Origin of the sequence: Spirosoma validum (genome assembly GCF_014699035.1) — a bacterium.
Lineage (GTDB): Bacteria > Bacteroidota > Bacteroidia > Cytophagales > Spirosomataceae > Spirosoma > Spirosoma validum.
Map to the genome: position 1 here is coordinate 787,938 of NZ_JACXAA010000002.1, position 24,873 is coordinate 812,810.

Annotated in this window: 19 protein-coding genes; 17 read left to right on the top strand and 2 right to left on the bottom strand. The window is 48.3% G+C overall.

Annotated elements, in window-relative coordinates; genetic code table 11:
* The first annotated feature begins 48 nt into the window (after nucleotides 1–48).
* The 3 genes from IC230_RS08140 to IC230_RS08150 all read left to right on the top strand — a co-directional run bounded on the left by IC230_RS08140 (nucleotide 49) and on the right by IC230_RS08150 (nucleotide 4,143).
* A complete protein-coding gene (locus IC230_RS08140; protein WP_317171777.1) occupies nucleotides 49–1,560 on the top strand; it encodes a TolC family protein in 1,512 nt (503 codons plus the stop codon).
* Between the two features lie 87 nt (nucleotides 1,561–1,647).
* A complete protein-coding gene (locus IC230_RS08145; RefSeq protein ID WP_191038470.1) occupies nucleotides 1,648–3,066 on the top strand; it encodes an efflux RND transporter periplasmic adaptor subunit in 1,419 nt (472 codons plus the stop codon).
* 72 nt (nucleotides 3,067–3,138) lie between these two features.
* Nucleotides 3,139–4,143, top strand: a complete 1,005-nt coding sequence (locus IC230_RS08150; RefSeq protein ID WP_191038471.1) for an NAD(P)H-dependent glycerol-3-phosphate dehydrogenase — start codon at nucleotides 3,139–3,141, stop codon at nucleotides 4,141–4,143.
* A gap of 113 nt (nucleotides 4,144–4,256) precedes the next feature.
* On the opposite strand, the gene IC230_RS08155 is transcribed toward IC230_RS08150, so the two are convergent.
* Nucleotides 4,257–4,442 carry a hypothetical protein gene (locus IC230_RS08155; RefSeq protein WP_191038472.1) on the bottom strand — a complete coding sequence of 62 codons (186 nt, stop codon included), beginning with the start codon at nucleotides 4,440–4,442 and terminating at the stop codon, nucleotides 4,257–4,259.
* A 144-nt stretch (nucleotides 4,443–4,586) separates the two neighbouring features.
* On the opposite strand from IC230_RS08155, the gene IC230_RS08160 reads away from it, so the two are divergent.
* The 5 genes from IC230_RS08160 to IC230_RS08180 all read left to right on the top strand — a co-directional run bounded on the left by IC230_RS08160 (nucleotide 4,587) and on the right by IC230_RS08180 (nucleotide 7,552).
* Nucleotides 4,587–5,174 (top strand): RNA polymerase sigma factor, encoded by a 588-nt coding sequence (locus IC230_RS08160; RefSeq protein ID WP_191038473.1) that lies wholly within the window; start codon nucleotides 4,587–4,589, stop codon nucleotides 5,172–5,174.
* An 81-nt stretch (nucleotides 5,175–5,255) separates the two neighbouring features.
* Nucleotides 5,256–6,272 (top strand): S1C family serine protease, encoded by a 1,017-nt coding sequence (locus IC230_RS08165; RefSeq protein WP_191038474.1) that lies wholly within the window; start codon nucleotides 5,256–5,258, stop codon nucleotides 6,270–6,272.
* 143 nt (nucleotides 6,273–6,415) lie between these two features.
* Nucleotides 6,416–6,697, top strand: a complete 282-nt coding sequence (locus IC230_RS08170) for a hypothetical protein (protein WP_191038475.1) — start codon at nucleotides 6,416–6,418, stop codon at nucleotides 6,695–6,697.
* Nucleotides 6,698–6,832: 135 nt separating this feature from the next.
* Nucleotides 6,833–7,081 carry a MoaD/ThiS family protein gene (locus IC230_RS08175; protein WP_191038476.1) on the top strand — a complete coding sequence of 83 codons (249 nt, stop codon included), beginning with the start codon at nucleotides 6,833–6,835 and terminating at the stop codon, nucleotides 7,079–7,081.
* Between the two features lie 60 nt (nucleotides 7,082–7,141).
* Nucleotides 7,142–7,552 carry a molybdenum cofactor biosynthesis protein MoaE gene (locus IC230_RS08180; RefSeq protein ID WP_191038477.1) on the top strand — a complete coding sequence of 137 codons (411 nt, stop codon included), beginning with the start codon at nucleotides 7,142–7,144 and terminating at the stop codon, nucleotides 7,550–7,552.
* 7 nt (nucleotides 7,553–7,559) lie between these two features.
* Here the strand turns inward: IC230_RS08180 and IC230_RS08185 are convergent, their stop codons facing one another.
* On the bottom strand, nucleotides 7,560–8,681 hold the full coding sequence (locus tag IC230_RS08185) for an endonuclease/exonuclease/phosphatase family protein (RefSeq protein ID WP_191038478.1): 1,122 nt from the start codon (nucleotides 8,679–8,681) through the stop codon (nucleotides 7,560–7,562).
* A gap of 188 nt (nucleotides 8,682–8,869) precedes the next feature.
* Between IC230_RS08185 and IC230_RS08190 the strand changes: the two genes are divergently transcribed.
* The 9 genes from IC230_RS08190 to IC230_RS08230 all read left to right on the top strand — a co-directional run bounded on the left by IC230_RS08190 (nucleotide 8,870) and on the right by IC230_RS08230 (nucleotide 24,872).
* Entirely contained in the window at nucleotides 8,870–9,382 is a 513-nt protein-coding gene (locus IC230_RS08190; RefSeq protein ID WP_191038479.1) for a ribosome maturation factor RimP, read from the top strand.
* 81 nt (nucleotides 9,383–9,463) lie between these two features.
* Nucleotides 9,464–10,708, top strand: a complete 1,245-nt coding sequence (gene nusA, locus IC230_RS08195; protein ID WP_191038480.1) for a transcription termination factor NusA — start codon at nucleotides 9,464–9,466, stop codon at nucleotides 10,706–10,708.
* Between the two features lie 182 nt (nucleotides 10,709–10,890).
* A complete protein-coding gene (infB, locus tag IC230_RS08200) occupies nucleotides 10,891–14,220 on the top strand; it encodes a translation initiation factor IF-2 (protein WP_191038481.1) in 3,330 nt (1,109 codons plus the stop codon).
* A gap of 207 nt (nucleotides 14,221–14,427) precedes the next feature.
* Nucleotides 14,428–16,518 carry a BatA domain-containing protein gene (locus IC230_RS08205; RefSeq protein WP_191038482.1) on the top strand — a complete coding sequence of 697 codons (2,091 nt, stop codon included), beginning with the start codon at nucleotides 14,428–14,430 and terminating at the stop codon, nucleotides 16,516–16,518.
* Between the two features lie 86 nt (nucleotides 16,519–16,604).
* A complete protein-coding gene (locus tag IC230_RS08210) occupies nucleotides 16,605–17,126 on the top strand; it encodes a PEGA domain-containing protein (protein ID WP_191038483.1) in 522 nt (173 codons plus the stop codon).
* A 281-nt stretch (nucleotides 17,127–17,407) separates the two neighbouring features.
* Nucleotides 17,408–18,595: an esterase gene (locus IC230_RS08215; protein ID WP_191038484.1), complete on the top strand. Its 1,188-nt coding sequence runs from the start codon at nucleotides 17,408–17,410 to the stop codon at nucleotides 18,593–18,595.
* Nucleotides 18,596–18,721: 126 nt separating this feature from the next.
* Nucleotides 18,722–19,813: an esterase gene (locus IC230_RS08220; RefSeq protein WP_394355478.1), complete on the top strand. Its 1,092-nt coding sequence runs from the start codon at nucleotides 18,722–18,724 to the stop codon at nucleotides 19,811–19,813.
* 73 nt (nucleotides 19,814–19,886) lie between these two features.
* Complete coding sequence (locus IC230_RS08225) at nucleotides 19,887–20,765, top strand: alpha/beta hydrolase (RefSeq protein ID WP_191038486.1); 879 nt, start codon at nucleotides 19,887–19,889, stop codon at nucleotides 20,763–20,765.
* Between the two features lie 3 nt (nucleotides 20,766–20,768).
* Nucleotides 20,769–24,872 (top strand): glycosyl hydrolase, encoded by a 4,104-nt coding sequence (locus IC230_RS08230; RefSeq protein ID WP_191038487.1) that lies wholly within the window; start codon nucleotides 20,769–20,771, stop codon nucleotides 24,870–24,872.
* Nucleotide 24,873 lies beyond the last annotated feature (1 nt).

The following is a 24,873-nucleotide window of genomic DNA, read 5'->3' on the forward strand; positions in this document are numbered from 1 at the left end:
GATAGTTGCGCCGAAGGTAAGTGTGTAATATCGAATCATCAAATCGCTATGAACATGCAAGTGGTGTGGAAGCAGATACAAGTCATAACGACGCTCTTCCTAACGACAGGAATGTCGGAACTTTACGCACAAAACACAACTCAGCCGTCTGCGGTTACATCACCCAGCGACGTAGTCAACACGGCATCGCGGCTAAATTTGCAGCAGTGCATTGAGATTGCCCAGCAGAACAACATACTGATACGTCAGGGGAAACTGACGGTCGTTAATACCGATCTGCAGGTGCGCCAGGCGCGACTCAATCAGCTCCCAACGGCCGTTTTTCAGGGTAACCAGTCTATTAACGGGGGACGTAGCATTAACCCGCAATCGAACGAATTCGTCCAGCAAACAATTAATTCCAGTAGTTTTCAGCTTAATACGTCGGCAACGCTCTTCAACGGTGGCGTATTACGTAGCACGGTAAAGCAAAATGAGTTGTCATTGCAGGCTAGTCAACAGGAGTTGAATGCCACCCAGAACAACGTATCGTTAACGGTTGCACAAAATTACCTGAACGTATTAACGGGTACAGAACAGTTTGCCATTGCCCAACGTCAGGCCGACGTAACACGGGCGCAGTTGGAGCGTACCCAGCGTCTGGTCAATGCGGGATCGGCTCCTGAAGCAAATTTGTATGAATTACGGGCAACGCTGGCCAGCAACGAAGTAGACATTGTGAATGCACAGAATACGCTTGATCTGGCTAAAGTAGCGCTGCTTCAGGCGATGAATGTGCCAATCAACCAGGAGTTTAATGTAGAGCCAATCAATGTTCCTGATCCGGGGTTAGATCCTTATACGGCCACTGTACAGCAACTTTACGATGCAGCGTCAACGAATCTGCCCGAAGTAAAGGGAGCGGATTTGCGTGTCAAAAGCGCGAACCTGGGCGTTCAGGTAGCAAAAGGCGGACTTTATCCTACCTTGTCGCTAAACGGAAATTTAAGCACCTTGTATTCAAGTGCTGCTAACATATCCACACCCAATGGCCAGGTAGTTGGTCAGACAACGGTCGGCTTTATCACCGATCCGGTAACGGGTGCGCAAATACCGGTTACCGCGCCGGTGCCAGGCTATGACCGGAGTGGTATTTCGTATGGTTCTCAATTAAGTAACAACTTTAGTCAATCCTTATCGCTATTTTTGCGAGTTCCGATTTTTCAGGGAAATTTGTCACGTAACCGTATCACAACGGCTAAAATTCAGCAACAAAATGCGGAATTGACAGCTCTCAATACGCGCTTAACGTTACGTCAACAAATAGAGACGGCTTACACCAACATGCGAGCTGGTGCTAATCGTTATAGAGCTACACAGGCGCAGGTGGCCTCGTTGGAACGGGCGTTTCAAATGGCTGAAAGCCGGTTAAATGCGGGTGCGATTAATGCCACAGATTATAGCATTGCCAAAACGAATCTTGACCGGGCGCGGGCTAGTTTGGTACAGGCGAAGTATGACTACGTATTCAGAACCAAAATTTTAGATTATTACCAGAATAAACCAATAAGTTTTAATTAGCGGAAGGGCGAAAGACTGAAAGAGTGAAGACCTCGTAGGGCGTAATTCACTCTTATGTACTTTTAGTCTTTCGCTCGTTCGCTCCCTATGAAAAATAAATCAAACCGTATTTGGTGGATACTAGGTATACTTATTTTACTGATTGTTGGCGGACTGGTTGCCGCCAAACAAGCGGGTCTCATTGGTAAGCCAAAATCGACTGAAGTTGATTTCGCATTAGTTAAACGTACCGATATTACTGAACGGGTAAGTGCTTCCGGGCGCGTTCAACCGCAGGTAGAAGTTAAAATTAGTCCAGACGTATCGGGTGAAATCATTGGACTATACGTAAACGAGGGCGATCCTGTTAAGGCAGGGCAGCTTTTGTGCCGTATCCGACCCGACAACTACGAGTCCATGATGGCTCGGGCTCGGGCAACGGTTAACCAGAGTCGAGCCCAATTAGAACAGTCAAAAGCATCGGTAGCACAGTCAAGCGCCCGACTGATTCGCGCGAAAGCCGACTATGAACGGAATCGGAAATTATTTGCTGATAAAGTCATTTCCTCTGCCGACTTAGAAACTAGTGAGGCAAATTATAACGTAGCAAAACAGGAAGTCGAAGCGGCTAATGCTAACGTTCGGGCATCTCAATTCAACATTCAGAGCGCCGAAGCCAGCTTGCGTGACGCCAGCGAAAATCTGCGTAAAACGACGATCTATTCGCCAGTGAACGGTACCGTCTCGAAACTGAACATCGAGCTTGGCGAACGTGTGGTTGGTACGTCGCAGATGGCCGGAACGGAGATTATGCGGATTGCCAATCTGCAAAACATGGAGGTTCGCGTGAACGTGAACGAAAACGACATTGTACGCGTAAATCTCGGTGATACGGCTGACATTGAAGTCGATTCCTACACGACGGCCGGGCGTAAATTCAAAGGACTTGTTTACGAAATTGCCAATACGGCCAATGGTCTGACGAGTTCGTCGGGAGCGGCAGCCGCGGCTTCACTTTCTGCCGATGCCGTAACCGAGTTTGAGGTGAAAGTGAAAATTCTGAACAGTTCCTACAGTGATTTACTAGCGCAAAAAGATAAAAAAGGGTACCCGTTTAAGCCAGGTATGACGGCTTCGGTTGAAATTATTACCGATCATAAAGCTGGTATTCTGGGTGTACCTATTGCGGCTGTAACCACGCGCGGAGAAGATTCTACGGCTGTCGACACGGAAAAATTAAAGGATAGATCGAGCGGTACAGTTGATGAAAACCCGGCCAATCTCCCTCAGAAGAAGGAAAAGCTGAGAGAAATCGTCTTTGTCAATGTCGATGGTAAGGCTACGCAGCGGGAAGTAAAAACCGGAATCAGCGATTTCGAGAACATCGAAATCGTATCCGGTCTGAAATCAGGCGAACAAATCATTTCAGGTCCATTCATTGCTGTATCGAAAAAACTGAAGAATGGCGAACTCGTAATAAAGCGCGACCCTAATAAAAACAAGAAGAAAGAAGAAACCGATAAGTAAGGCTGGGACTAAACCTATAAGGTTTTTGACATCTTGTGGGTTTGCTTACTCCTTTCTTCTTTTCTTTACCCCATGAAACTTACTCAACCAATTCGGCTGACTATGGTGGGAGGGGGGAGCTGGGCAACTGCACTGGTCAAAATCCTTTCCGAGAATAACGTCAGCGTTAAATGGTGGCTCCGTAAAGCCTCAGATGCCGAGCATATCCGAAAATTTGGGCACAATCCCAGTTATCTGAGTGATGTGCAGATCAACACCCGAAAAGTAAAGGTCTGTACCAAAATCCGGGAGTCATTTAAAGACAGTGATTACGTTATTCTGGCTGTACCGGCCGCTTTTATCAGCGATGCGTTGAGAGGGTTAAAACCAGACCATTTTACGGGAAAATCGGTCGTATCAGCCATTAAAGGAATGGTCCCGGAAGCCAATCAGTTAGTGACCGATTGGGTTAGTGAACATTATAACGTACCAAACGAGCGGATGTCGGTAATTGCTGGCCCATGTCATGCAGAAGAAGTGGCGCTCGAAAAACAATCTTACCTGACCATTGCTTCGCAGGACACCGATCGTGCAGAAGACGTAGCGAATCTACTTCGATGCCGCTTCGTACAGGCGACGCCCGTCGATGACATTTACGGCATTGAGTACAGTGCCGTTATGAAAAACATCATCGCCCTGGCCTGTGGAATTACTCGGGGGCTGGGGTATGGCGACAATTTCCAGGCCGTATTGGTATCGAACGCGATGCAGGAAATCAAGCGATTTGTCGATGCAATCTACCCCAAACATCGCGATTTAAGCGGCTCGGCTTACCTCGGAGACTTATTGGTAACAGCCTATTCGCCTTTCAGCCGGAATCGAACGTTTGGTACGCTCATCGGTCGGGGCTACACTATTCAGTCGGCGCAGGCCGAAATGAACATGATTGCAGAAGGGTATTATGCCGTCAAAAGTATCTACGAGATCAACCAGCAATTTGGCGTTGACATGCCCATTACCGAGGCTGTCTATAAAATTTTGTACGAAAAAGCGGCACCAACAGGGGCAATGAACGTATTAAAAGAAGTGCTGACTTGATCCGTAAGAACCAGAAGGTCTATAAAAACAAAAGCCTCCTGAATTATCAGGAGGCTCTCAAACGTTTATAGCGTTGTCGGCAAGGTTTACCGGCAGTTGTGCCTTAGCAAAAATTACTTCGCGCTATCAGCCGACATCGTCGAAGCAGAATCCGTAGCCATCGTTGAGTCGGTAGACATCATTGAGGTAGAATCCGTCGTCGTGGTCGTTTCAGTGGTTTCGGTCTTTTTCGAGCTGCAAGACGTTGCAAGGGCGATCATAGCCATGAAAAAGAAGGCGGATTTCGTAATAGCTTTCATAGTTTTGGGGATGTTTTCGTTTACGTGATTAATAGATCAATGTCAACGTTAATACCCGATAGAGAAAAAGGTAACCCAATAATATTTAACTTTTTTTTTGGGTTACGTTGTATGTCTTTTCGTATTAAGTAATGACTCAACTCAATGAAGGAAAGTAGGCAGCCCGTATTGACTGATGAGGAGTTGTTAACGGGTTTGGCTGATGGCTCTGACGATGCATTGACGCAGTTATATCGTCGGTATTTTCCAATGGTTCTCCATTTTGTGACCACCAACAGCGGTAACGAAGACGATGCCAAGGACATTTACCAGGAAGCGTTGATTGTGTTGTACGAGAAAGTAAGGAGCGGTTCGCTGGAATTACATTGTCAGTTGAAAACGTACCTCTACTCGATCAGTAGACGTCTCTGGTTAAAGCAGCTGACGCAACGGAGTCGATTTATGGTGCGCGATGTGGAAACGCCGGCCTCTGACGAGTTAGCTATGGAGCAGCTCAATGATGATCTGGCAGACCATGAGGAGCGCGACCGGCAATTTACGCTGATGGCCGACTCTCTTGATCGCCTTGGCGAACCCTGTCGGACCCTCCTGGAGGATTTTTATATTCAGCATTTAAGTATGCAGGATATTACTGAAAAGTTTGGTTACACGAATGCCGATAATGCCAAAACGCAGAAGTATAAGTGCCTGATGCGGCTGAAACGGCTCTTCTTTTCGGAATACAAATCCTAAGCCAGATGGCGATGAGTCAAGCGTTTGACGAGTAAAAATAACTGGCTCTGAAGAGCCTTACTACGTAACGACACGAAAGAAATGAACGAGGAAAAAGACATCGATAACGCATTACGGGCCTATGGCGAACGGATTCGGTTCAAACGTCGACTAGCTAAAATTCAGGCAGGTATCGACATGAACGCCATGCGTCAGGAAGCTGAAAACTACAGTTCTCAAGTAGAATCGTCGAGTCAGATCCGTATGCTATGGCAAACGTATCGGACTACGTTGGCTGTAGCTGCATCGGTGGCTCTTATCACTACGTTCGGTTCTATTTTTCTTTACCGCTCCTATCAACAAGGGCATCAGCAGCAGGAGCAGCAATACAGTCTGCTCAGTAAAGAGCTTCAGGCCGTTAAAACGTCCCAACGGCAACTTCTAAATGATATAAACGGACGTAGTCGTGGATTGCGCATAAACCCAGCACAAGTGGCTGGGTCGGGATTCCTGCTTACTGCTGATGGTTATTTTGTAACAAACAATCACATTGTTCGGGAAGCGGATTCAGTATATGTACAAAGCACGAAAGGCGAAATTTACAAAGCTCGTATCGTATACGCTGATCAGGCACATGACGTAGCGGTTCTGCAACTCTGCGACGACAGCGCTTTTCGTACGTTACCCCCCGTTCCGTATAGCTTCGATGCTCGTCCATCTGATTTAGGAGAGCGTGTGTATACGCTTGGGTACCCGCGTGAAGAAATTGTGTACGGTGAGGGGTACTTAAGTTCCGGTACTGGCTATCGGGGCGATTCGACGGCCTACCAAGTCGCAATCGGTGTAAATCCGGGTAATTCCGGTGGTCCACTTTTAGATGAGAAGGGCAACGTTGTTGGCATGATCAGCGGGAAACAGACTACTTCGGAAGGGGTCAGTTTTGCGATCAAAACAAACTATCTTCTTCAGGCGCTTAGCAGCATTCCTTCCGATTCGCTCAAGGGATTGCCGATTCGGCTTAACCGGAAAAATACGTTGACCGAGCTAAGTCGTAAGCAGCAGATTAAGCGGATGCAGGATTACGTTTATCAGGTAAAAGTGTTTAAACACAAAGAATAACGTAACGATTACTTTTTGGCGCCCCGGTTTTAATCCTTCAAGGTTAAGATCGGGGCGTTGATGTTACTGCGAATACTATAAATGGCTAAACAATTCGTTTGTGTGTGGTGTTGTTGGGAGAAACAAACCGAAACTCAACAACGATGAAAAAGTTAATGATGGTAGCCGCTGCGCTACTTTTTTCCGCTGCTGTTACATTTGCCCAGGATACAAAGGAAAACGCTAAAGAAACAGCCAAACAAGCGGGCCAAACCGTTGATGCTGCAGGCGATAAAGTAGGTCGGGAAACGCGCAAAGCTGGTCGTAAAATAGACCGGGCCGCTAAAAATACCAAAGAGGATGTTAAGGATGGTACGAACAAAACGCTCGACAAAGCTGATCGTAAAATGAAGAAGGCTGAGCGTAAACTAGATAATTCCAAATAAATTTTTGCCTCATACAAACTGTGCCACTGCTCGAAAAAGCAGTGGCACAGTTTTTTGTCGACTTCCTGCGAACTTCGATTGCTGATTGTTACGTTCCTTATAGAGATTACACTAGCTTATCATTGGTAGTTACTCATGAATTCATCCGTTTCGGTACTTTTATTTGGCATTACCCGCGACTTAACGGGACAATCAACAATCCCTGTATCGCTTAACGAAGGGGCAAACGTTGGTGACTTGCTTGCTCAATTACACCAGAGTTACCCGGCTCTGACAGGTATCCGATCTCTGTTGGTAGCTGTGAACGGCGAATACGCTGAAACCGATCTGACGTTGACCAGCAATGATGAAATTGCCCTTATTCCACCCGTTAGCGGAGGATAGTTGGTGATGAGCAACATGTGATCAGAATCAGTCACCAAACCGTACCGACCACCTATCCCCATGATTACGCTTACTTCCGATCCGATTGATGTAGCTCTGGCTATGAAAGACATTCAGTCTGAACAAGCAGGAGCCATAGATATATTTCTGGGCGTTGTTCGGGACAATACGCAGGAACGCCCGGTTGACAGGCTCGAATACGAAGCCTACGACCGTATGGCCATCAGCGAAATGCAGAAGATTGCTGATAGCGCTCATACGCGCTGGCCTATTCTACGCTATACCATCATTCATCGCAAGGGTACATTACAAATTGGAGAAATTGCGGTGCTGATTGGCGTAGCAACCGCTCACCGCGCCGATGCTTTTGAGGCTTGTCGTTATATAATCGATACGATCAAACAGACCGTACCTATCTGGAAGAAAGAAGTGTTTACGAATGGTGAGGAATGGGTAAATGCTCATCCTTAATTGCCCTTTACTTCACCACATACGTACCGACAATAGGATAGTGATCGGAATCAGTTACGTAGTTGATCGTTTCGAAGTTTAGGATGGATAAACGAGGATCATGAAATTGATTGTCGATACGAATAAAATTAGGCAGGTGGTTGTACGTAAAACCAAAACCGTGCCCAGCCTCTTCAAAGCTATTGGGCAGTAGCCGACGCATTCGTTCATATACAGCACCATAGGGAGTGTCGTTAAAATCACCGGTAACGATAACGGGGTAAGGGCTTTCCTGAACAAATTTCTGGACATCGTTTATCTGCTCGTTCCGTTTGATGAACCCGTTTCGGAGTGCGCTCAATACACCGCGTGTTTCGCGTTTCACGCCACTAATTTCATCCTTAGCCAGCACTCTACCTATGCGGATACCCATAGAGTGCAAATGAACATTTATGATGCGGATGGTATCATTTCGTACTTTAATGTCTGCCCAGATGACTCCATTTGGTGCATCAAAGGCTTTTTTACCAGTCTGAATAATAGGATAGATCGAAATGATCGCCATACCAAACGAAGCTCCCCGGCTTTCCCGATTCACCGGATGTAAAATATACGAATAGGGATAGCCTGCCTTACGAAAGCGTTGAACAAAATTGTATTCAGGTACAGTGGTAGATGTCCAGAACTCCTGAAAGCACTTAATCGGCGCATCATAGCGTAGTGCATAATTAGCTAATCGTCGGAAGCGGGGCGAAGACGGATAATCGTAAACTGTATTCAGGTCAAGATCAAATGTCTTTACGTTATAGCTGAATACTTTCAACGGAATCCCCTCGCCTGTAAACTCTTTTATCTGATTCCAGCCAAACGTGCGTGACCCGAACAGGCCAATACCTAACAGCAGAACAATTCCTGATAGCCAGCCACGCCAGGGACGGTCTGTCAGCCATAAACACACGACTACAAAGTTTAAGATCCAGGCAACTGGTAATGTAATCATAATCATGCCCGCCGACCAATGTTGCGTGGGTAAGCTATACAGTAACCAGTAGGCTAAGCAGGTGTATAAGACCAACAACAAATTAAGCGACCAAAGCAACGACCGAAAAAAAAAGGCAATAAGTTGCCCGACACGTATTCTTAATGTCATAGCGTCGTTGTTAATGACAGCAAATACATTCTGAGAGCCAAAAATAAGGCATAATGACTGGAATGACAGCAAGCGGACCGGAATGGGGCTTGCGAACCATCCAGAAACGTGTTACCTTTGTGGCACAAAAACCATATGGCATTGATCAAAAAAGGGAGTCGCACTCCCTTTTTTGTTAGCCTGACCTTATGGACGACAAAGCACAAATAACCGAATTGCTCCAGCCACACCTGAACGATGGTCAACTTTATGTTGTTGATATTCAGGTAGCTGGTCGCCGGGGAGGACGTATTAAAGTTACTATTTTACTCGATAGCGACGCAGGAATTACCATTGAAGAGTGTGCTGGCATTAGCCGTAAGCTGGGCGCGCAGATGGATGAGTTAAATTTTTTCGGTGAAGCTCCGTTTACCCTCGAAGTTTCATCGCCAGGAATCGACCATCCATTGCTTTTTCCGCGTCAGTACGTCCGCAATGTCGGCAGAACGGTGGCGGTCACGCTCGTGGATGGAAGTACCCGAAAAGGTACACTCGAGTCCGTATCCGATGATCACATCGTCCTTGACATCGAACCTGAAAAAAAAGCGAAGAGTAAAAAGAAAAAAGAAGCTGATTTAATAGCAGAAGTGCAGCCAGTCGGCCCTACGCCGATTTCCTTCGAGCAGATTAAAAAGGCGAACGTAGAAATATCATTCAAATAAAGCCCTAAATCGGCAATCGGGGATTCTCGGTAACAGTAGTGCTGAAAATTCGTGACTGTCGATTATCAACTAATTACTAAAATGACCAGTGGACTATTAATCGAATCGTTTGCTGATTTCGCCCGGTCGAAAAATATTGATCGGCCAACCATGATCGCCATTCTGGAAGAAGTCTTCCGGACAATGATTCGTAAGAAATACGGTACCGACGAAAATTTCGACGTAATTATTAACGCCGAAAGTGGTGATCTGGAGATGTGGCGTACACGAGAGATCGTAGACGATGATTCAGAAGATATTTGGGATTACGACAAAATACCTCTTGCCGAAGCTCGTAAAATTCAGGATGACTTTGAGGTGGGAGAACAAGTAGCTGAAGAAGTGAAACTCGAAGATTTCGGTCGGCGGGTGGTCCAAACAGCGCGCCAGACACTGATTCAGAAGATAAAGGATATGGAGAAAGAACTCCTTTATCAAAAGTATAAAGACCAGGTCGGTGATTTAGTTGGTGCCGAAGTTTACCAGTTACTGAAGCACGAAATCATTTTGGTCGATAGCGAGAACAATGAGCTGAGCCTACCACGTACCGAACAGATATCCAAAGACCGGTATCGCAAAGGGGAAGCCGTAAAAGCCGTTATCAGCCGGGTAGATATGATAAATGGTACGCCTAAAATTGTGCTTTCACGGACATCGCCGGTTTTTCTGGAACGATTGTTTGAAATCGAGGTGCCTGAAATTTACGACGGGCTGATTTCAATTCGAAAAATTGTTCGCGAGCCGGGCGAGCGGGCAAAAGTAGCCGTTGAATCGTATGATGATCGGATCGATCCCGTAGGCGCTTGCGTCGGTATGAAAGGCTCCCGTATTCATGGTATCGTACGTGAACTCGGAAACGAGAATATTGACGTTATCAATTATACCGAGAACCTCGAACTGCTGATAAGCCGTGCGCTTAGCCCTGCTAAAATCAGTACGATGCAGATCGACCGAGAAGCTAAACGTGTGTCGGTTTTTCTGAAACCTGATCAGGTATCGCTGGCCATCGGTAAAGGCGGTCAGAATATTAAATTGGCTGGTCGATTGGTCGATATGGAAATCGACGTGTTCCGCGATAATGAAGGACAGGAAGATGATGAGGACGTTGACTTAATGGAATTCTCCGACGAAATCGACGAATGGATGATCGATGAACTCCGCAAAGTTGGTCTCGATACCGCTAAGAGCGTACTGGCACTCAGCAAGGAGGAGCTTGTCCGTCGGACAGATCTGGAAGAAGATACAGTCGAAGAAATTGTGAATATCCTTAAACAAGAGTTTGAATAGCTAGTAACGAAGACGGGACCGCCCGCGCGGTTAAAAGTGAATAATGAAGAATATTTATCGGATAAAATATTCTTCATTATTCACTTTTCATTCTTCATTATTAAAACAAGGGATTTTTATTGCGGTAAGTGGTGTTCATAAGATACCAACAACCATTAAATTTGCGGAATATAGACCGAAGTATGGCAGAAGAAAAGTCAATGCGCCTAAGCCAAGTGGCAAAAATTCTCAACAAAGGGCTGTCCTCTGTTGCGAGTAGTCTGTCTGCCAAAGGGTTTAAGGTTGAAATTAATCCTAACACCAAAATCAACATGGAACAGTTGGAGGTGTTAGCGAAGGAATACAAATCTACGGAACTCTTGAGCGGAGCTCGCCGAACCGAACCATCGGTTGCGGTTGCTGAGCCACCACGTCGTCAGGAGGAGGATGTCGTTGCATGGCGTCGTGATGACGCGAGACGTCCAATTGTCGAAAACAAACCAGAATCAGCTCCGGCTGAACTGCCTAAAGTGGCTCCTGTAGAGCCAAAATCAGCCCCACAAATCGTTCAGACTGGTTTGCCGGGCTTAAAAGTATTAGGTAAAATCGATTTAAACGCAAGGTCAACACCATCTCCTGCTCCACAAACGAAAGTTGTGCCACCGCAAGAGACAAAACCTGTTGAAATTGCTGATAAATCACAAGCGACACCAATTGTCGAAACACCTAAGCCTGTTGCACCGCAACCCATAGTTGTTCCGCCGGTAGCTGAAGTGATAAAGCCTGTTGAAGTAAAAGCCGCGCCGGTAGAGCCGGTCTCTAAACCGATAGATACAACGCCGGTAGAGACGCCTAAACCAGTTGCTGCGCCTGCACAACCAGTTGAGACACCTGTAGCAAAAACAGTAGTCGATCAGCCTCCTGTTCGTCAGGAGACACCAAAGCCAGTTGCGCAACCGAAACCACAAAATCAGCCGCAGGCTGAAAACCGTACGCCTGCCCGGCCTGATAATCGCCCAAGTGCGCCCCAGGCAAAGCCTGTTGTGCCAGAGCCCAATGAGGAAACTGCTGACTTGCCGACCGAAACCATTCGGGCAGCTGGTAGTCATCAGCTCGGTGGCCTGAAAATTCTTGGTAAAATTGAGCTACCCGTCAACAATCCTCGCCAAGGCGGGGGTGGTGGCAACAGCAACGCTGACAAGAAAAAGCGTAAGCGGATTCGTGGTGGGCGTGAGGGAGCTCTTGGTACCACTGCTCAGCCAAATCAGGGTGGAGGTCAACCGCAAGGAGGCAACCGAAATGATCGCGCTCCTCGCGATGGAGATCGTGGTCCCGTAAACCGGGCGCCGGGCGATCGAAATCAGGCGGGTGCTCCTCGCGATGGAAATCGTCCGCAGCCGCAAGGTGATCGTACTCAGGCACCGGCAAACAGAGCTGGTGGAAACGCGCCAAACCAAGAGACGCCTAACGCTAATCGGGGTGGTCAGACAGGTAATGCTGCCAACACCAATAATAACAATAATCGTACTGGCGGAGGTAACCGTTCAGGCGGTGGCGGTAATCGCTCGGGTAGTGGCGGCAATCGTTCAGGCAGTGGAGGTGGTGGCGGTAACCGTCGGGAAGCGCCAACGCAAGCTGACGTTCGGAAAGCCATTCAGCAAACCAACGCTCGTATGCAGGGCAACACTCCTAACCGGGGTGCTGATCGCCGACGTGATCGTCGGAGCCAACGCGAAGAAGATCGTCGTTTAATGAACGAGCAGGAGGAGCTGGAAGCGAAAATCCTGAAAGTTACTGAGTTCGTATCAGCCAATGATCTGGCATCGCTAATGGACGTATCGATCAATGAAGTTATCTCGGTTTGTTTGAACCTGGGTATGTTCGTGTCGATCAACCAACGACTGGATGCTGAAGCGATTACAGTGATCGCTGATGAGTTTGGTTATGACGTACAGTTTATATCAGCGGAAGATGAAACCGAAGCGGGTATTGACGTTGAAGCCGATGAACCCGATGAATTACAACCACGGGCACCAATCGTGACCATTATGGGACACGTTGACCACGGTAAAACATCGTTGCTTGACTACATCCGCCGGGCGAAAGTAGCGGCTGGTGAAGCAGGGGGAATTACGCAGCACATCGGTGCTTACAGCGTAAAAACCAGCGACGATCGTATGATTACGTTTTTGGATACGCCGGGTCACGAAGCCTTTACAGCTATGCGGGCACGGGGTGCTAAAGTAACGGACGTCGTTATTATCGTAATTGCAGCGGATGATAGCATCATGCCGCAGACCCGTGAAGCAATCAACCACGCCCAAGTTGCGGGTGTGCCGATTGTCTTCGCTTTTTCAAAAATAGATAAACCGGGCGCAGACGCTGAGAAAATCCGGACTGAATTGTCGGCTATGAACATGCTCGTTGAAGAATGGGGTGGTAAATATCAGACGCAGGAAATCTCATCAAAATCTGGCTTAGGTGTTGACGAACTCCTTGAAAAAGTTCTGCTCGAAGCCGAATTGCTGGAGTTAACGGCCAATCCTGATCGCCGGGCACTGGGTACGGTTATTGAAGCTTCGCTTGATAAAGGCCGAGGGTACGTATCGACAGTACTGGTTGAAAACGGTACGCTACGTCAAGGTGACATCATGCTCGTAGGTGCACACTACGGTCGCATACGGGCTATGACAAACGACCGGGGCGAACGGATTAGAGAAGCTGGTCCTGCAACGCCGGTTCAGATTTTGGGTCTACCGGGTGCTCCTCAAGCGGGCGACAAGTTTAACGTAATGGAAACGGACCGTGAGGCTCGTGAAATTGCCAACAAACGTGAACAACTCTTGCGTGAGCAGACACTACGTACCCGCAAGCACATTACGCTTGAGGAAATCGGTCGCCGGAAAGCAATCGGTACGTTTAAAGAATTGAACGTAATTGTAAAAGGTGACGTGGATGGTTCTGTCGAAGCGCTCTCGGATTCGTTGCTGCAACTTTCTACGGAAGAAGTACAGGTCAATATCATCCACAAAGCTGTCGGTCAGATTTCTGAATCAGATGTCCTGCTGGCGTCAGCATCGGATGCAGTTATTGTCGGTTTCCAGGTACGACCTTCGTCGAGCGCGCGTAAATTAGCTGAGAATGAACAGATTGAAATTCGTCTCTACTCAATTATTTACGACGCTATCAATGAGGTGAAAGATGCCATGGAAGGCTTGCTGGCACCGACTGTTGAAGAGGTTATTGTGGGTAATATTGAAGTACGTGAGGTATTCAAAATTAGCAAAATCGGTACAGTAGCAGGTTGCTACGTAACGGAAGGCAATATCAAACGGAATAATAAAATCCGAATTATCCGTGACTTCATTGTGGTTCACACAGGTGAGATCAGTGCGTTAAAACGCTTCAAGGAAGATGTTAGTGAAGTGAAATTCGGCTATGAATGTGGCTTGAGTATCAGGAACTTCAATGATATTGAAGTAGGCGACGTAATTGAAAGCTTCGAGCTGAAAGAAGTGAAACGAACATTGTAGTCTGAATCCTAATTCATAACTGGCCCTGACTGATTTTTCAGTCGGGGCTTTTTTTGTATCTTATTCGCTCAGACGAGACTGCACATTTTCTTAATTTTAGTTAGCATTTTAGGAAATCATAATCCCTGACTAACTTAGGCATCCGGGAAACGAAAGACCTATGCCGGGTCGTTAGTAAGGAAAGCCTGTTTGCCGAAACTACCCTGAATGAATTTCCTCTATCCTTCTTTCTTATTTGGCCTAATGGCCGTGTCGGTTCCGATTGCGATTCACCTGTTTAACTTCCGGCGAACCCGACGTGTGTTCTTCACAAACGTAGCGTTGCTACGTACCGTCCAGACCGAAACAAAATCGTTTCGGCGGCTAAAGCATTGGCTCATTCTGGCGTGTCGTTGCTTGTTTCTGGCTTGTTTAGCATTGGCATTTGCACAACCTTTTATTCCGAGCAAAAATAAACTGGGTTTATCACGGCAAGGGGTTACGAGTCTCTACGTCGATAATTCGTTTAGTATGCAGAACGAGCGGAACACAAAGCGGTACCTGGATATTGCTATCAGTAAATTGGATGAATTGCTGGTATTGTTCCGTAATGCTACGTCTTTGCAACTACTCACGAATGACTTCTCCGCTGCCGAACAGCAGGCAGGTACCGCTGAAGCAATTCGGGATCGGGTTACGTCAATTCGGTACGCACACACACCACGGACGCTTGAAACGGTTTACCGGAGACAACGAAATCTGCTTAGTTCTCTCAATCCGAATGGACGTAATCAGTTGTTCTGGTTTTCTGATTTTCAGAAAAGTACCGTTGGCGATTTATCCCGTTTGAAGATTGACACAACTGACCGGTTGTTTATTGTGCCCCTGGATGCCCAATCGACTAAAAACGTATACGTCGATTCGGTATGGCTCAGTACGCCATTTATCCGCGAGATGCAGAACAACAGCCTGAATGTCAAGTTGAATAATGCAGGTCGGGAAAATGTAAAGAATCTGCCGATACGGTTATATCTGGACGATACACAAACGTCGACGGCATCGGCCACGCTGCCACCCGGAGGTTCAGCAACGGTTTCGCTGAACTTTAACGTGACGTCTAAGGGCTATCATCGGGGACGTATTGTCTTTGAAGATTTTCCCATTACGTTCGACAACCAATATTATTTTGTGATCGAAGCGTCACCGGCTGTTCGGGTACTGCACCTGTTCGAACAGAAAGCTAGTTCGTCAAATCGGTCAACGGACTATGTAGACGCCGTTTATTCAAATGACAGCTTGTTCGTTCGGCGGAGTTTCAACGCGCAAAACTTTGATGTCGGCCAATTGAAAGAAACAGATATTGTTGTGTTGGAAGGCGTTGCGCAGGTGAATGGGACCCTGCGCACTGAACTGGAACGGTTTGTACGACAGGGAGGAAGTTTAACCATTATTCCACCCGCTGTTCCTGACCGAAATTCGTATGTACCTTTTCTACAGGGGTTAGGCATTGGTAGTCTACAGGTTACAGCCTCGCCGGGTCTGGAACCCAACCCATTACCCGTGGCTGACCCTGACCGACGGAATCCGTTCTTCCGGGATGTATTTCAGCAAAGTTATCAATCTGAGCCACTGAATTTACCAACGTCTGCTCCTGTCTGGCGGTGGAGCGCAGGCGAACGATTGCTTAGTCTGCGCGATGGGAGCCCGCTGCTAACTCAGTCTAAAGTTGGATCGCAGGGAAGTGTTTATCTGCTGGCCAGTCCGCTGACATCTGCTTACGGCAACCTAGCCGAACACGCTCTGTTTGTGCCAATTATGTATAAAATGGCTGCGCTGAGTGTTCGCGCCCAACGTACTGCATACTCGTTTGACGACAACCTGGTAACTATTCCTGTCAGCAATCCTGGCGATCGGGCAGTCTATAAACTAAAGCGTGATAAGCTGGAAATCATCCCCATACAACGCATCGTTGGTAATCAACTGCTACTCGAAATGCCCAAAAGCAGTGAATTAGCGGCCGGTCAGCAAGTAGAAGCTGGTTACTATGAACTACAGAACGGCCAGGGAAAAACGGAGCGTTTGTTAGCGTTTAATCACGGCAATCAGGAATCGGCTATGGACTTTTATTCGGCGGACGAACTGCGTCGGGCATTTGCCAGTCAGCCTAACGTAGAGGTTTTTGACAGCATTCAGGACGGCGATTTTGTGCAGGTGCTGGAGCAGGAGAATCTGGGCAAGAGTTTATGGAAGTATTTTCTGCTGGGCGCGCTGGCGTTTTTATTGATTGAGGTCGGTTTAGTTCGGTTTATGAAAGGATAACTAGTTGATAATTTATATACTTTAGTATATTGTTTTTTGACATAATTAGTCATAAAATTGCCTTATCATCTCTACCGACCCGACGTATGAAATCATCTTCTTTTCGCTTAATACCGCTTGCACTGGCTGGGCTTATTGTGTTAGAAAGCTGCTCAAGCTATACGGTTATTCAGTCGAAGCCCAGTGGCGCCAAACTTTACTTAAATGACTCGCCGGTAGGGGTAACGCCTTACCGTCATGTCGATACGAAGATTGTCGGCAGTACAACGTGGGTACGATTAGAAAAGGAAGGCTATGCCCCTCTTCAGACATCGTTTTCCCGAAATGAGCAGGCTGACGTAGGTGCTATTGTCGGCGGAGTTTTTCTCCTGTTTCCATTCTTGTGGACAATGAAATATTCGCCTACGCATGACTACGAACTTATGCCCATAGCCGATGGGCAAGCCCCGACGCCGTCTATCGCGCCAATGCCCTTAGCGAACGATGCAGCCGTATCGACGTCAAAGGCAACCCGTTTGCGGGAACTCAAAAAATTACTGGATGACGGTATTCTAACGAAAGATGAATACGAGAAAGAAAAAAAGAAGGTTCTGGATACCGACAATTAATGACAGATATTACGTTATGACGGGTTTCACTCTGATGTAACGTAACATCAACGACTAAAAAAGCGGCTGGTCTCTAACCAGCCGCTTTTTTAGTGGCGTAGTACCGTCTATAAACGCATTACACTTTCTGAAGATAGGTAAACGTACTGTCTCACATAAGTAACAGAAATAACGTTTACTGCTCTAAATTGTGCTAATGAGTCATTAAATTTTACCAAAAGCTTTTTCATTACGTTCGTCGGTCGGCAACTTTGCGTAGTTTTAACGTAAAGCGAAAGGCAATGACGATACGTCGAATTAGCTGTTTAGTCACAGTACTCCTACTGGCTAAAATTCAGGGTGTGATGGCCCAGCAGGCTCATGTCAATCTGGACTGGAATCCGCAGAAAAATACACAGAATTTAGTGCCTTTTGGGGCCAATGTTATCTCACCCGAGGTTCGCGACGACCGCACCGTTACGTTCCGACTCAAAGCGCCCGATGTGAAACAGGTTCTGCTGACGGGTGGCCCAATACTGCTGGCGTTGGCGGCTCAAGCGCCCATTCCCTTTCAAAAAGACAACGACAGCCTTTGGTCGCTGACGGTAGGACCGATCAAGCCCGATATGTACGTTTACAAATTCACCATCGATGGGGTACAGGTCGTTGATCCGAACAATACGTTAACCGGTTTCAACGATCAACCGGGCTATAGCAATCTGGTTGTTCCGGGCGATGGGCCAGCTTATTATGATGCCAGGCCTGTTCCGCATGGGGCCGTAACGCGCCATATTTACCATTCAGACGTATTGAACGGCGAGCGGGAGATGTACGTCTATACACCGCCCGATTATACGACGAAAAAGAAATATCCGGTATTATATCTGGTCGGTGGCAGTGGTGAACTGGCTTCCGGCTGGAGCCTCGATGGTCGGGCGAATTTCATTGCCGATAATCTCATCGCTGAAGGGAAGATGATTCCCATGCTTATCGCCATGCCCAACAACCAGGTGGTTCATCGGAGCGATCCGAAGCATACCGAAAAGACGTTTCCTCTCTTTGAAGACGAGTTGAAAAAACAGATCATACCCTTTGTGGACAAAACGTACAGCACTCGTGCGGACCGGAAAGGCCGAGCCTTAGCTGGTTTATCGATGGGTGGGCGGCATACACAAGTGGTCGGGCTAAAGAACCTGGATTTGTTTAGCTCATTCGGCGTGCTGAGTGCGGGTGATCTGGAAACGGAAAAGGTTAGCGCTGCTTTGCTGAATGATCCGGCAGCTAATCAAAAAGTAGATTATCTACTGGTTGGACAGGGAACCGGCGAAGTAGCAACCATCGGTAAACGGGCGGTTGCGTTACACGAAGCGCTGCAGCGGCACAACATCAAACACGACTACTACGTTGGGGGCGATGGCGCACACGATTGGGGCACCTGGCGGCATCTGCTCTATTATAAGTTGTTGCCTAACCTGTGGCGTAGTAAGTAAATTCCTGCCGAACAACCTTATCTCTTTCTAATCTCTTTCAGACTTATGAACGTTTTTAAACACGTACTGAAGACGTACTTCGGCTTTTGTACAGCTCTATTGCTGGCTGCTACGTCCCCCTGGGTGATGGCTCAAACACCCCAGCGGACACCAACGCCAAACGATACGTTGAAATCACCAAAAGCGCTGGACAATAAGCGGGTTATTATTCAGATTTACGCGCCCAAAGCAAGCGACGTTGTTGTAAGTGGGGACTTTACCTCCGGCGGCAAACCGCTCTCGCTGGCCAAAAACGATCAGGGTGTTTGGTCCGTAACGGTTGGTCCACTCCAGCCTGATTATTATACGTATACGCTTACAGTGGACGGTGTGCGAACAATGGATCCCAAAAACCCGGTCATTAAACAGGGGATCAATAGTCTGGAAAACGTCATGCTGGTGCCCGGCGTTGAGACAGCCTTTGAAGACAACCGGGCTGTACCACATGGTGAAGTACGGGAAGTGTGGTATCAATCCAATACGCTGAGCATGTTGCGCCGGATGCACATCTACACACCACCGGGCTACGAAAAAGGCAACACGAAATACCCGATCTTTTACTTACTACACGGAGCCGGTGACGATGATTCGGGCTGGAACACCGTAGGGCGGGCGGGTTTCATTCTGGACAATCTGATTGCTGCCGGTAAGACTAAGCCGATGATTGTCGTGATGCCCAATGGTAGTATGCCGATGCCTGCTACGTCAGGAATGCCTGATATGAATATGATGAACCGGATGCGGGACCTATTTGCCAGCGAACTCCTGAAAGACGTTATGCCCTACGCCGAGAAAAATTACCGCACACTGGCTAACGCGCAAAATCGGGCCATTGCCGGTCTGTCGATGGGTGGCTTTCAAACGCTGGACGTTACGTTGACGCGCCCCGAATTATTTGACTACGTCGGCGTATTCAGTTCAGGCTTTTTCGGTTCGAGCATTGATGAAGCTGAGACCAAATACGCCAAAGCTTTAAACGACCCCTCCTTCAATAAAGGAAAAAAACTGTTCTGGATTGGTATTGGTAAAGATGATTTTGTGATGGATGCCAACAAAAAGACACTGGCGCTGCTCGACAAACACCAGATTAAATACCAATATAAGGAAACCGCGGGGGGGCACACCTGGATCAACTGGCGGCAGTACCTCAATGAATACGTACCGATGCTGTTTAAATAAGGTAGAACTTGAATCGTGAGATGTTCATGCACCGGATTAAAGTCCGGCGCATGAATTCTAAACAAAAATTTCTATGAAATCAATACGTTTTCTCCTGTTTATCAGCCTGCTAAACGGGATGACTTTATCATTTGCGGCTAAAGTCGACACCCTGGATATTCCCTCCGCTACTATGCAGAAGAACCTTCGGGCGGGGGTTGTGCTGCCTAATTCCTATGCGAAGAGTAAGGCGAGCTATCCGGTTTTGTATCTGCTGCATGGCGGTGGTGGTAAGTTCAACGACTGGCTGAATAAAACGCCCGACAAGATGCTGTTGCATAATCTGGCCGATCAGTATAATCTGATCATCGTAACCCCCGAGGGCGAAGACCTGAGTGGCTATATTGACAGTCCGTTTCAGAAAGACAATCAATTTGAAACGTATATCACGAAAGAAGTTATCGAGAAAATTGATAAAACGTATCGGACCATTCGCGACCGGAAAGGGCGGGTTATTACGGGACTGAGTATGGGCGGACATGGTTCTTTGTACTTGTCAGCCCGGCATCCTGATCTGTATTGTGCAGCCGGAAGCATGAGTGGCGCCCTGGATTTGAGTCAGACTCACTGGAAAATTACGCCCGACTTTGCCAAACAAATCGCTCCTCGTTTCGAGCGTATTTTAGGTCCCAAAAATGCAACCCCCGATTTGTATGCTGCCAATTCGGTGGTCAACATGGCCGATAAACTGAAAGCGAATGGCTTGCCCCTGATCATTGATTGTGGGGTTAATGATTTCCTGATCGAGCCGAACCGTGAACTGCATCAGCGGCTTACCTACAATCAAACCCCTCACGATTATACCGAACATCCGGGCGCACATACCTGGGACTATTGGGAAAATTCATTGCCCTTTCATGTCCTGTTTTTCAGCAAGGTATTAAAAACAAACGGCGTGATGGTAACGCCTTAATTGATGCAAAGACGTACGTTTTTAAAAAATAGCGCCACGGCTGGCTTAGTAGCAGTCGTTACGCCATCCGGTATTTTTCAGATCAATTCAGAACAAGCCGCCCTGGAGTCTGGGGCGGCTGACTCGTTTGAAGCTGCCTTCGTTAATCCGCCGATGTCGGCACGGGCGCAGTGTTGGTGGCACTGGATGAACGGCAACGTAACAGCTGATGGCATCACGCGCGATCTGGAAGCGATGAAGCAGATCGGCCTGGGTGGGTTTCAGAATTTCGATGCTGGAACAGGCATTCCCAAAGGACCCGTCGTGTATTTAAGTCCCGAATGGCTCAGTCTGAAACAGCATACCATCAAAGAAGCCGAGCGGCTGGGTTTAGAGTTTACGATGCACAACTGCCCCGGTTGGTCGTCGAGTGGCGGCCCCTGGATTACCCCCGAACTGGCGATGCAGGAGGTGACCTGGAGTGAAGCCTATGTAACGGGCGGTCAGTCCGTAAGCGTTACGTTGCCAAAACCGTTAAACAGACTGAATCACTATCGAGACGTAGCTGTACTGGCATTCCCGTCGCTCCCCGGCGAAGGCTCCCTGGTATCGCTAGTCAGTAAAATAACCGCTAGTGGAAGTACAGAATCGGTTTCGGCTGACCAACTTGGAGGATCGGCAGGCGTGACGGTACGTCCGGCTGCCGAGGGGCAACCTGCTTACGTACTGCTTGAATGTAAGGAGCCTTACGAAGCTAAGTCAATTGCTTTTTTGAGTAAATCTGTTGGCGCAACACCATCGGGTGGCGGTGGATTTGGGGGTGGTCCGCAGCTCACGCTCGAAGCATCGGATGATGGTACACAGTTTCGCAAAGTAATAACAAGTGGTGCCGGACGTTCGCCGGATGATGCGCTTAGTCTGGCTGATTTTCCGGCGACGAAAGCAAAGTTCTTTCGCATCACGTCGCCTGGTGCCCGGCATTTTGCCCAGCTTCGTTTGTCGGGAACGGCTCGACTTGCCGATTGGCGGAAAAAGACCAACAATGCGTTCGGCGTAATGGGCGTATCGGCGGATCAGGATGGCAACGGCAAGGCGGCTATCAATCCGACTTCGCTTGTTGATGTCACGTCGTTTATGAATAAAAATGGCGTTTTGACCTGGAAAGCACCATCGGGCAACTGGACGATTCTACGCGTTGGTTACACGCCAAAAGGTGAACTCAATCGATCGGCGCCCGACACGGGTATTGGGTTAGAATGCGACAAATACAATGCCGCAGCCATTGATTTTCACTTTACTAAAATGATGGAAAATCTGTTGCCAACGCTGAAGCCGCTGGCGCAGAAAGGAAAAGTAGGTTTGCTGATCGACAGTTACGAGGTTGGGATGCAAAACTGGACACCCTCGTTTCCGCAGGAATTCCAGAAACGTACCGGTTATGCACTGCTGAATTACCTCCCAACACTGACAGGACGTATCGTTGGCGATGTCGATACAACAGAGCGATTCCTTTGGGATTTCCGGCGCGTGCAGTCCGACCTGATGGCTGACAATTATTACGGACGCTTCCGCGACTTGTGTCATCAGCAGGGAATTATTGCCTATACCGAGCCCTACGACCGGGGACCGATGGAAGAAATGCAGGTGGGTGCCCGGGTCGACGTAAACATGGGCGAATTCTGGAACGGACTTTCATCGCTGTTTCAGAACAACCTAACCATGCACCGAACCACCAAACTAGCCGCTTCCATTGCCCACATTAATGGAAAAAATGCAGGCGGTGGCACACCGACCAGCCCGCAAATTGTTGGTGCGGAAGCGTTTACGGGCGAACCCGAATCCGCTCGCTGGCAGGAATACCCGTTTGTCATGAAAGCCCTGGGCGACAAGATGTTTACGCAGGGATTGAACCGAATTATTTTCCACCGATATGCACATCAACCGCATCCAACGGCGGGACCGGGCATGACGATGGGACCGTGGGGTATTCACTTCGACCGGACCGTTACGTGGTGGAATCAGGGCCGGGCGTGGCTGGATTACCTGGCTCGTTGCCAAAGCCTGTTGCAGCAGGGATTGTTCGTGGCCGATCTGGCTTATTTTACCGGTGAGGAAGGTAACGAATATACAAAAATAGAACCCCATGAGCTGACACCGACACCCCCGCAAAATAATGATTATGACCTGATTAACGGCGAAACACTGCTACGTCGCGCCCGAATCCAGAACGGCAATCTTACCTTGCCCGATGGCATGAGCTATCGTGTATTGGTGTTGCAGGATCATAAATCACTTAGTCTGGAGTTGCTGCGTAAACTACGTGATTTCGTGAAGGCTGGTCTGGTGCTGGTTGGTTCAAAACCGTCAAGCTCACTGGGCTTACGGGGCTTTACGAAAGGTGATGCCGAATTCCAACAGCTAACAACGGAAATCTGGGGTCAAATTAACGGTACGTCCGTTACCGAAAATCGTTCCGGCAAGGGGCGCGTCTTCTGGGGACAACCGATCCAGAACGTACTAAACACGCTGGCGATAAAAGCGGATGTTGACGTAACGTCTCGTTCGGGCGATGCGCCCATTACGTGGATACACCGACGCATTGGTGACGCGCATGTTTACTTTCTGGCCAATCAGCGCCGGGCGCTGGAAGAAACGGTATGTACGTTCCGCGTAACGGGCAAACAGCCTGAGCTTTGGGATGCGGAAACGGGTAAAACAACGCTCATCCCGATCTACGAAACGCTTGGGGATCAGACGCGAATTCCGCTACAGTTCGACCCGGCCGGTTCGCTCTTCGTTGTCTTCCGCTCTTCGGCTCAGAAACGGTTGCAGTCGGTCACGAAAAACAACGAGACATTCCTGAGTACGAAACCCTTCTCAGCGCCAGCCCGGAAACTTTATAAAGACGTAACAAATAACTTTACGATTACCCTGTGGGCCAAGCCGGAGCTTAATATAATGCTTGCTGCGAATGGATTTCTGGAGCACGTTAAAGATCCCTGGACCGATTACTACGCCATTTACCCGCCTTCCGGCACTGAACTGTACGGTGCTGGTCATGCGACCTGCGGGCTAACTGTTGGACGTAACGGTGTGGCGATTTGGGAACGTACTATGGGTAAACCCGTCTTCCGTATGGCTGCGCCGACACCCATTTCAGGCTGGAGCCACGTAGCACTGGCTTATAAAGACGGTGTGCCATCGGTTTATGTGAACGGTAAACTCATTCAGCAGGGAAAAGCTGAGGGAAGTATTGTGCATCCGGGATTAGGACAGGCGTATCTGAGTGATGGGGCATCTTTCTACAACGGAGATACGACCGAACCTCAGCTGCTGGCCGAAACATTGAGCGAGGATCGCATCCGGCAGATGGCAGCTCAGGAACGGCCGACGAACGATACGTTACCGGTTGTAGCGTTTGCATCGGCAGGAAAACCAGGTCTGCTTTTCTGGCAGAATGGCCAATACGCCCTGCGCGATCAGACAGGCAAAGACGCTGCGCTGACCGTTTCCGGTATTAATCAGCCGCTGGAAATCACGGGTGCTTGGCAAGTGAGTTTTCCGCCGAATCTGGGTGCGCCTGACCGCATTACGTTAGCCAAACTGCTTCCGCTGAATACCCACGATCAGGATGGTGTAAAACACTTTTCCGGTACGGCTACGTATACTAAAACACTAAATATACCGGCCAATGTCCTCTCGGCCAATAAACGGTTATTCCTGGACTTAGGTCGGGTTGAAGTCATGGCGAACGTAACGGTTAACGGCAAAAATTTAGGCACGCTCTGGAAACGCCCGTACCGGATTGATATTACCGACGCCGTAAAATCGGGGGATAACAGTCTGGAAGTCAAGGTAACGAACCTCTGGCCGAATCGCCTGATCGGGGATGAATATTTGCCTGATCCCGACAAGTTTACGCCTGGTGGTGGAGCCGGTGGTTTTGCTAGTCTAAGCAACGGCGCTATTGTTGAGCTGCCTGCCTGGTATAAAGATGGAAAGCCCAAACCTGCCGATGGGCGCGTTACGTTCACAACCTGGAAACACTACAATAAAGATTCGCCTTTGCTCGACTCGGGTCTGATTGGCCCCGTTATGCTACGTGTCGCTGAACAGAAACTACTTTAGC

Bases quoted from the DNA above. Each gene is read 5' to 3' on its own strand.
- IC230_RS08140 (WP_317171777.1), top strand. From the start codon at position 49: ATGAACATGCAAGTGGTGTGGAAGCAGATACAAGTCATAACGACGCTC.
- IC230_RS08145 (WP_191038470.1), top strand. From the start codon at position 1,648: ATGAAAAATAAATCAAACCGTATTTGGTGGATACTAGGTATACTTATT.
- IC230_RS08150 (WP_191038471.1), top strand. From the start codon at position 3,139: ATGAAACTTACTCAACCAATTCGGCTGACTATGGTGGGAGGGGGGAGC.
- IC230_RS08155 (WP_191038472.1), bottom strand. From the start codon at position 4,442: ATGAAAGCTATTACGAAATCCGCCTTCTTTTTCATGGCTATGATCGCC.
- IC230_RS08160 (WP_191038473.1), top strand. From the start codon at position 4,587: ATGAAGGAAAGTAGGCAGCCCGTATTGACTGATGAGGAGTTGTTAACG.
- IC230_RS08165 (WP_191038474.1), top strand. From the start codon at position 5,256: ATGAACGAGGAAAAAGACATCGATAACGCATTACGGGCCTATGGCGAA.
- IC230_RS08170 (WP_191038475.1), top strand. From the start codon at position 6,416: ATGAAAAAGTTAATGATGGTAGCCGCTGCGCTACTTTTTTCCGCTGCT.
- IC230_RS08175 (WP_191038476.1), top strand. From the start codon at position 6,833: ATGAATTCATCCGTTTCGGTACTTTTATTTGGCATTACCCGCGACTTA.
- IC230_RS08180 (WP_191038477.1), top strand. From the start codon at position 7,142: ATGATTACGCTTACTTCCGATCCGATTGATGTAGCTCTGGCTATGAAA.
- IC230_RS08185 (WP_191038478.1), bottom strand. From the start codon at position 8,681: ATGACATTAAGAATACGTGTCGGGCAACTTATTGCCTTTTTTTTTCGG.
- IC230_RS08190 (WP_191038479.1), top strand. From the start codon at position 8,870: ATGGACGACAAAGCACAAATAACCGAATTGCTCCAGCCACACCTGAAC.
- nusA (WP_191038480.1), top strand. From the start codon at position 9,464: ATGACCAGTGGACTATTAATCGAATCGTTTGCTGATTTCGCCCGGTCG.
- infB (WP_191038481.1), top strand. From the start codon at position 10,891: ATGGCAGAAGAAAAGTCAATGCGCCTAAGCCAAGTGGCAAAAATTCTC.
- IC230_RS08205 (WP_191038482.1), top strand. From the start codon at position 14,428: ATGAATTTCCTCTATCCTTCTTTCTTATTTGGCCTAATGGCCGTGTCG.
- IC230_RS08210 (WP_191038483.1), top strand. From the start codon at position 16,605: ATGAAATCATCTTCTTTTCGCTTAATACCGCTTGCACTGGCTGGGCTT.
- IC230_RS08215 (WP_191038484.1), top strand. From the start codon at position 17,408: ATGACGATACGTCGAATTAGCTGTTTAGTCACAGTACTCCTACTGGCT.
- IC230_RS08220 (WP_394355478.1), top strand. From the start codon at position 18,722: ATGGCTCAAACACCCCAGCGGACACCAACGCCAAACGATACGTTGAAA.
- IC230_RS08225 (WP_191038486.1), top strand. From the start codon at position 19,887: ATGAAATCAATACGTTTTCTCCTGTTTATCAGCCTGCTAAACGGGATG.
- IC230_RS08230 (WP_191038487.1), top strand. From the start codon at position 20,769: ATGCAAAGACGTACGTTTTTAAAAAATAGCGCCACGGCTGGCTTAGTA.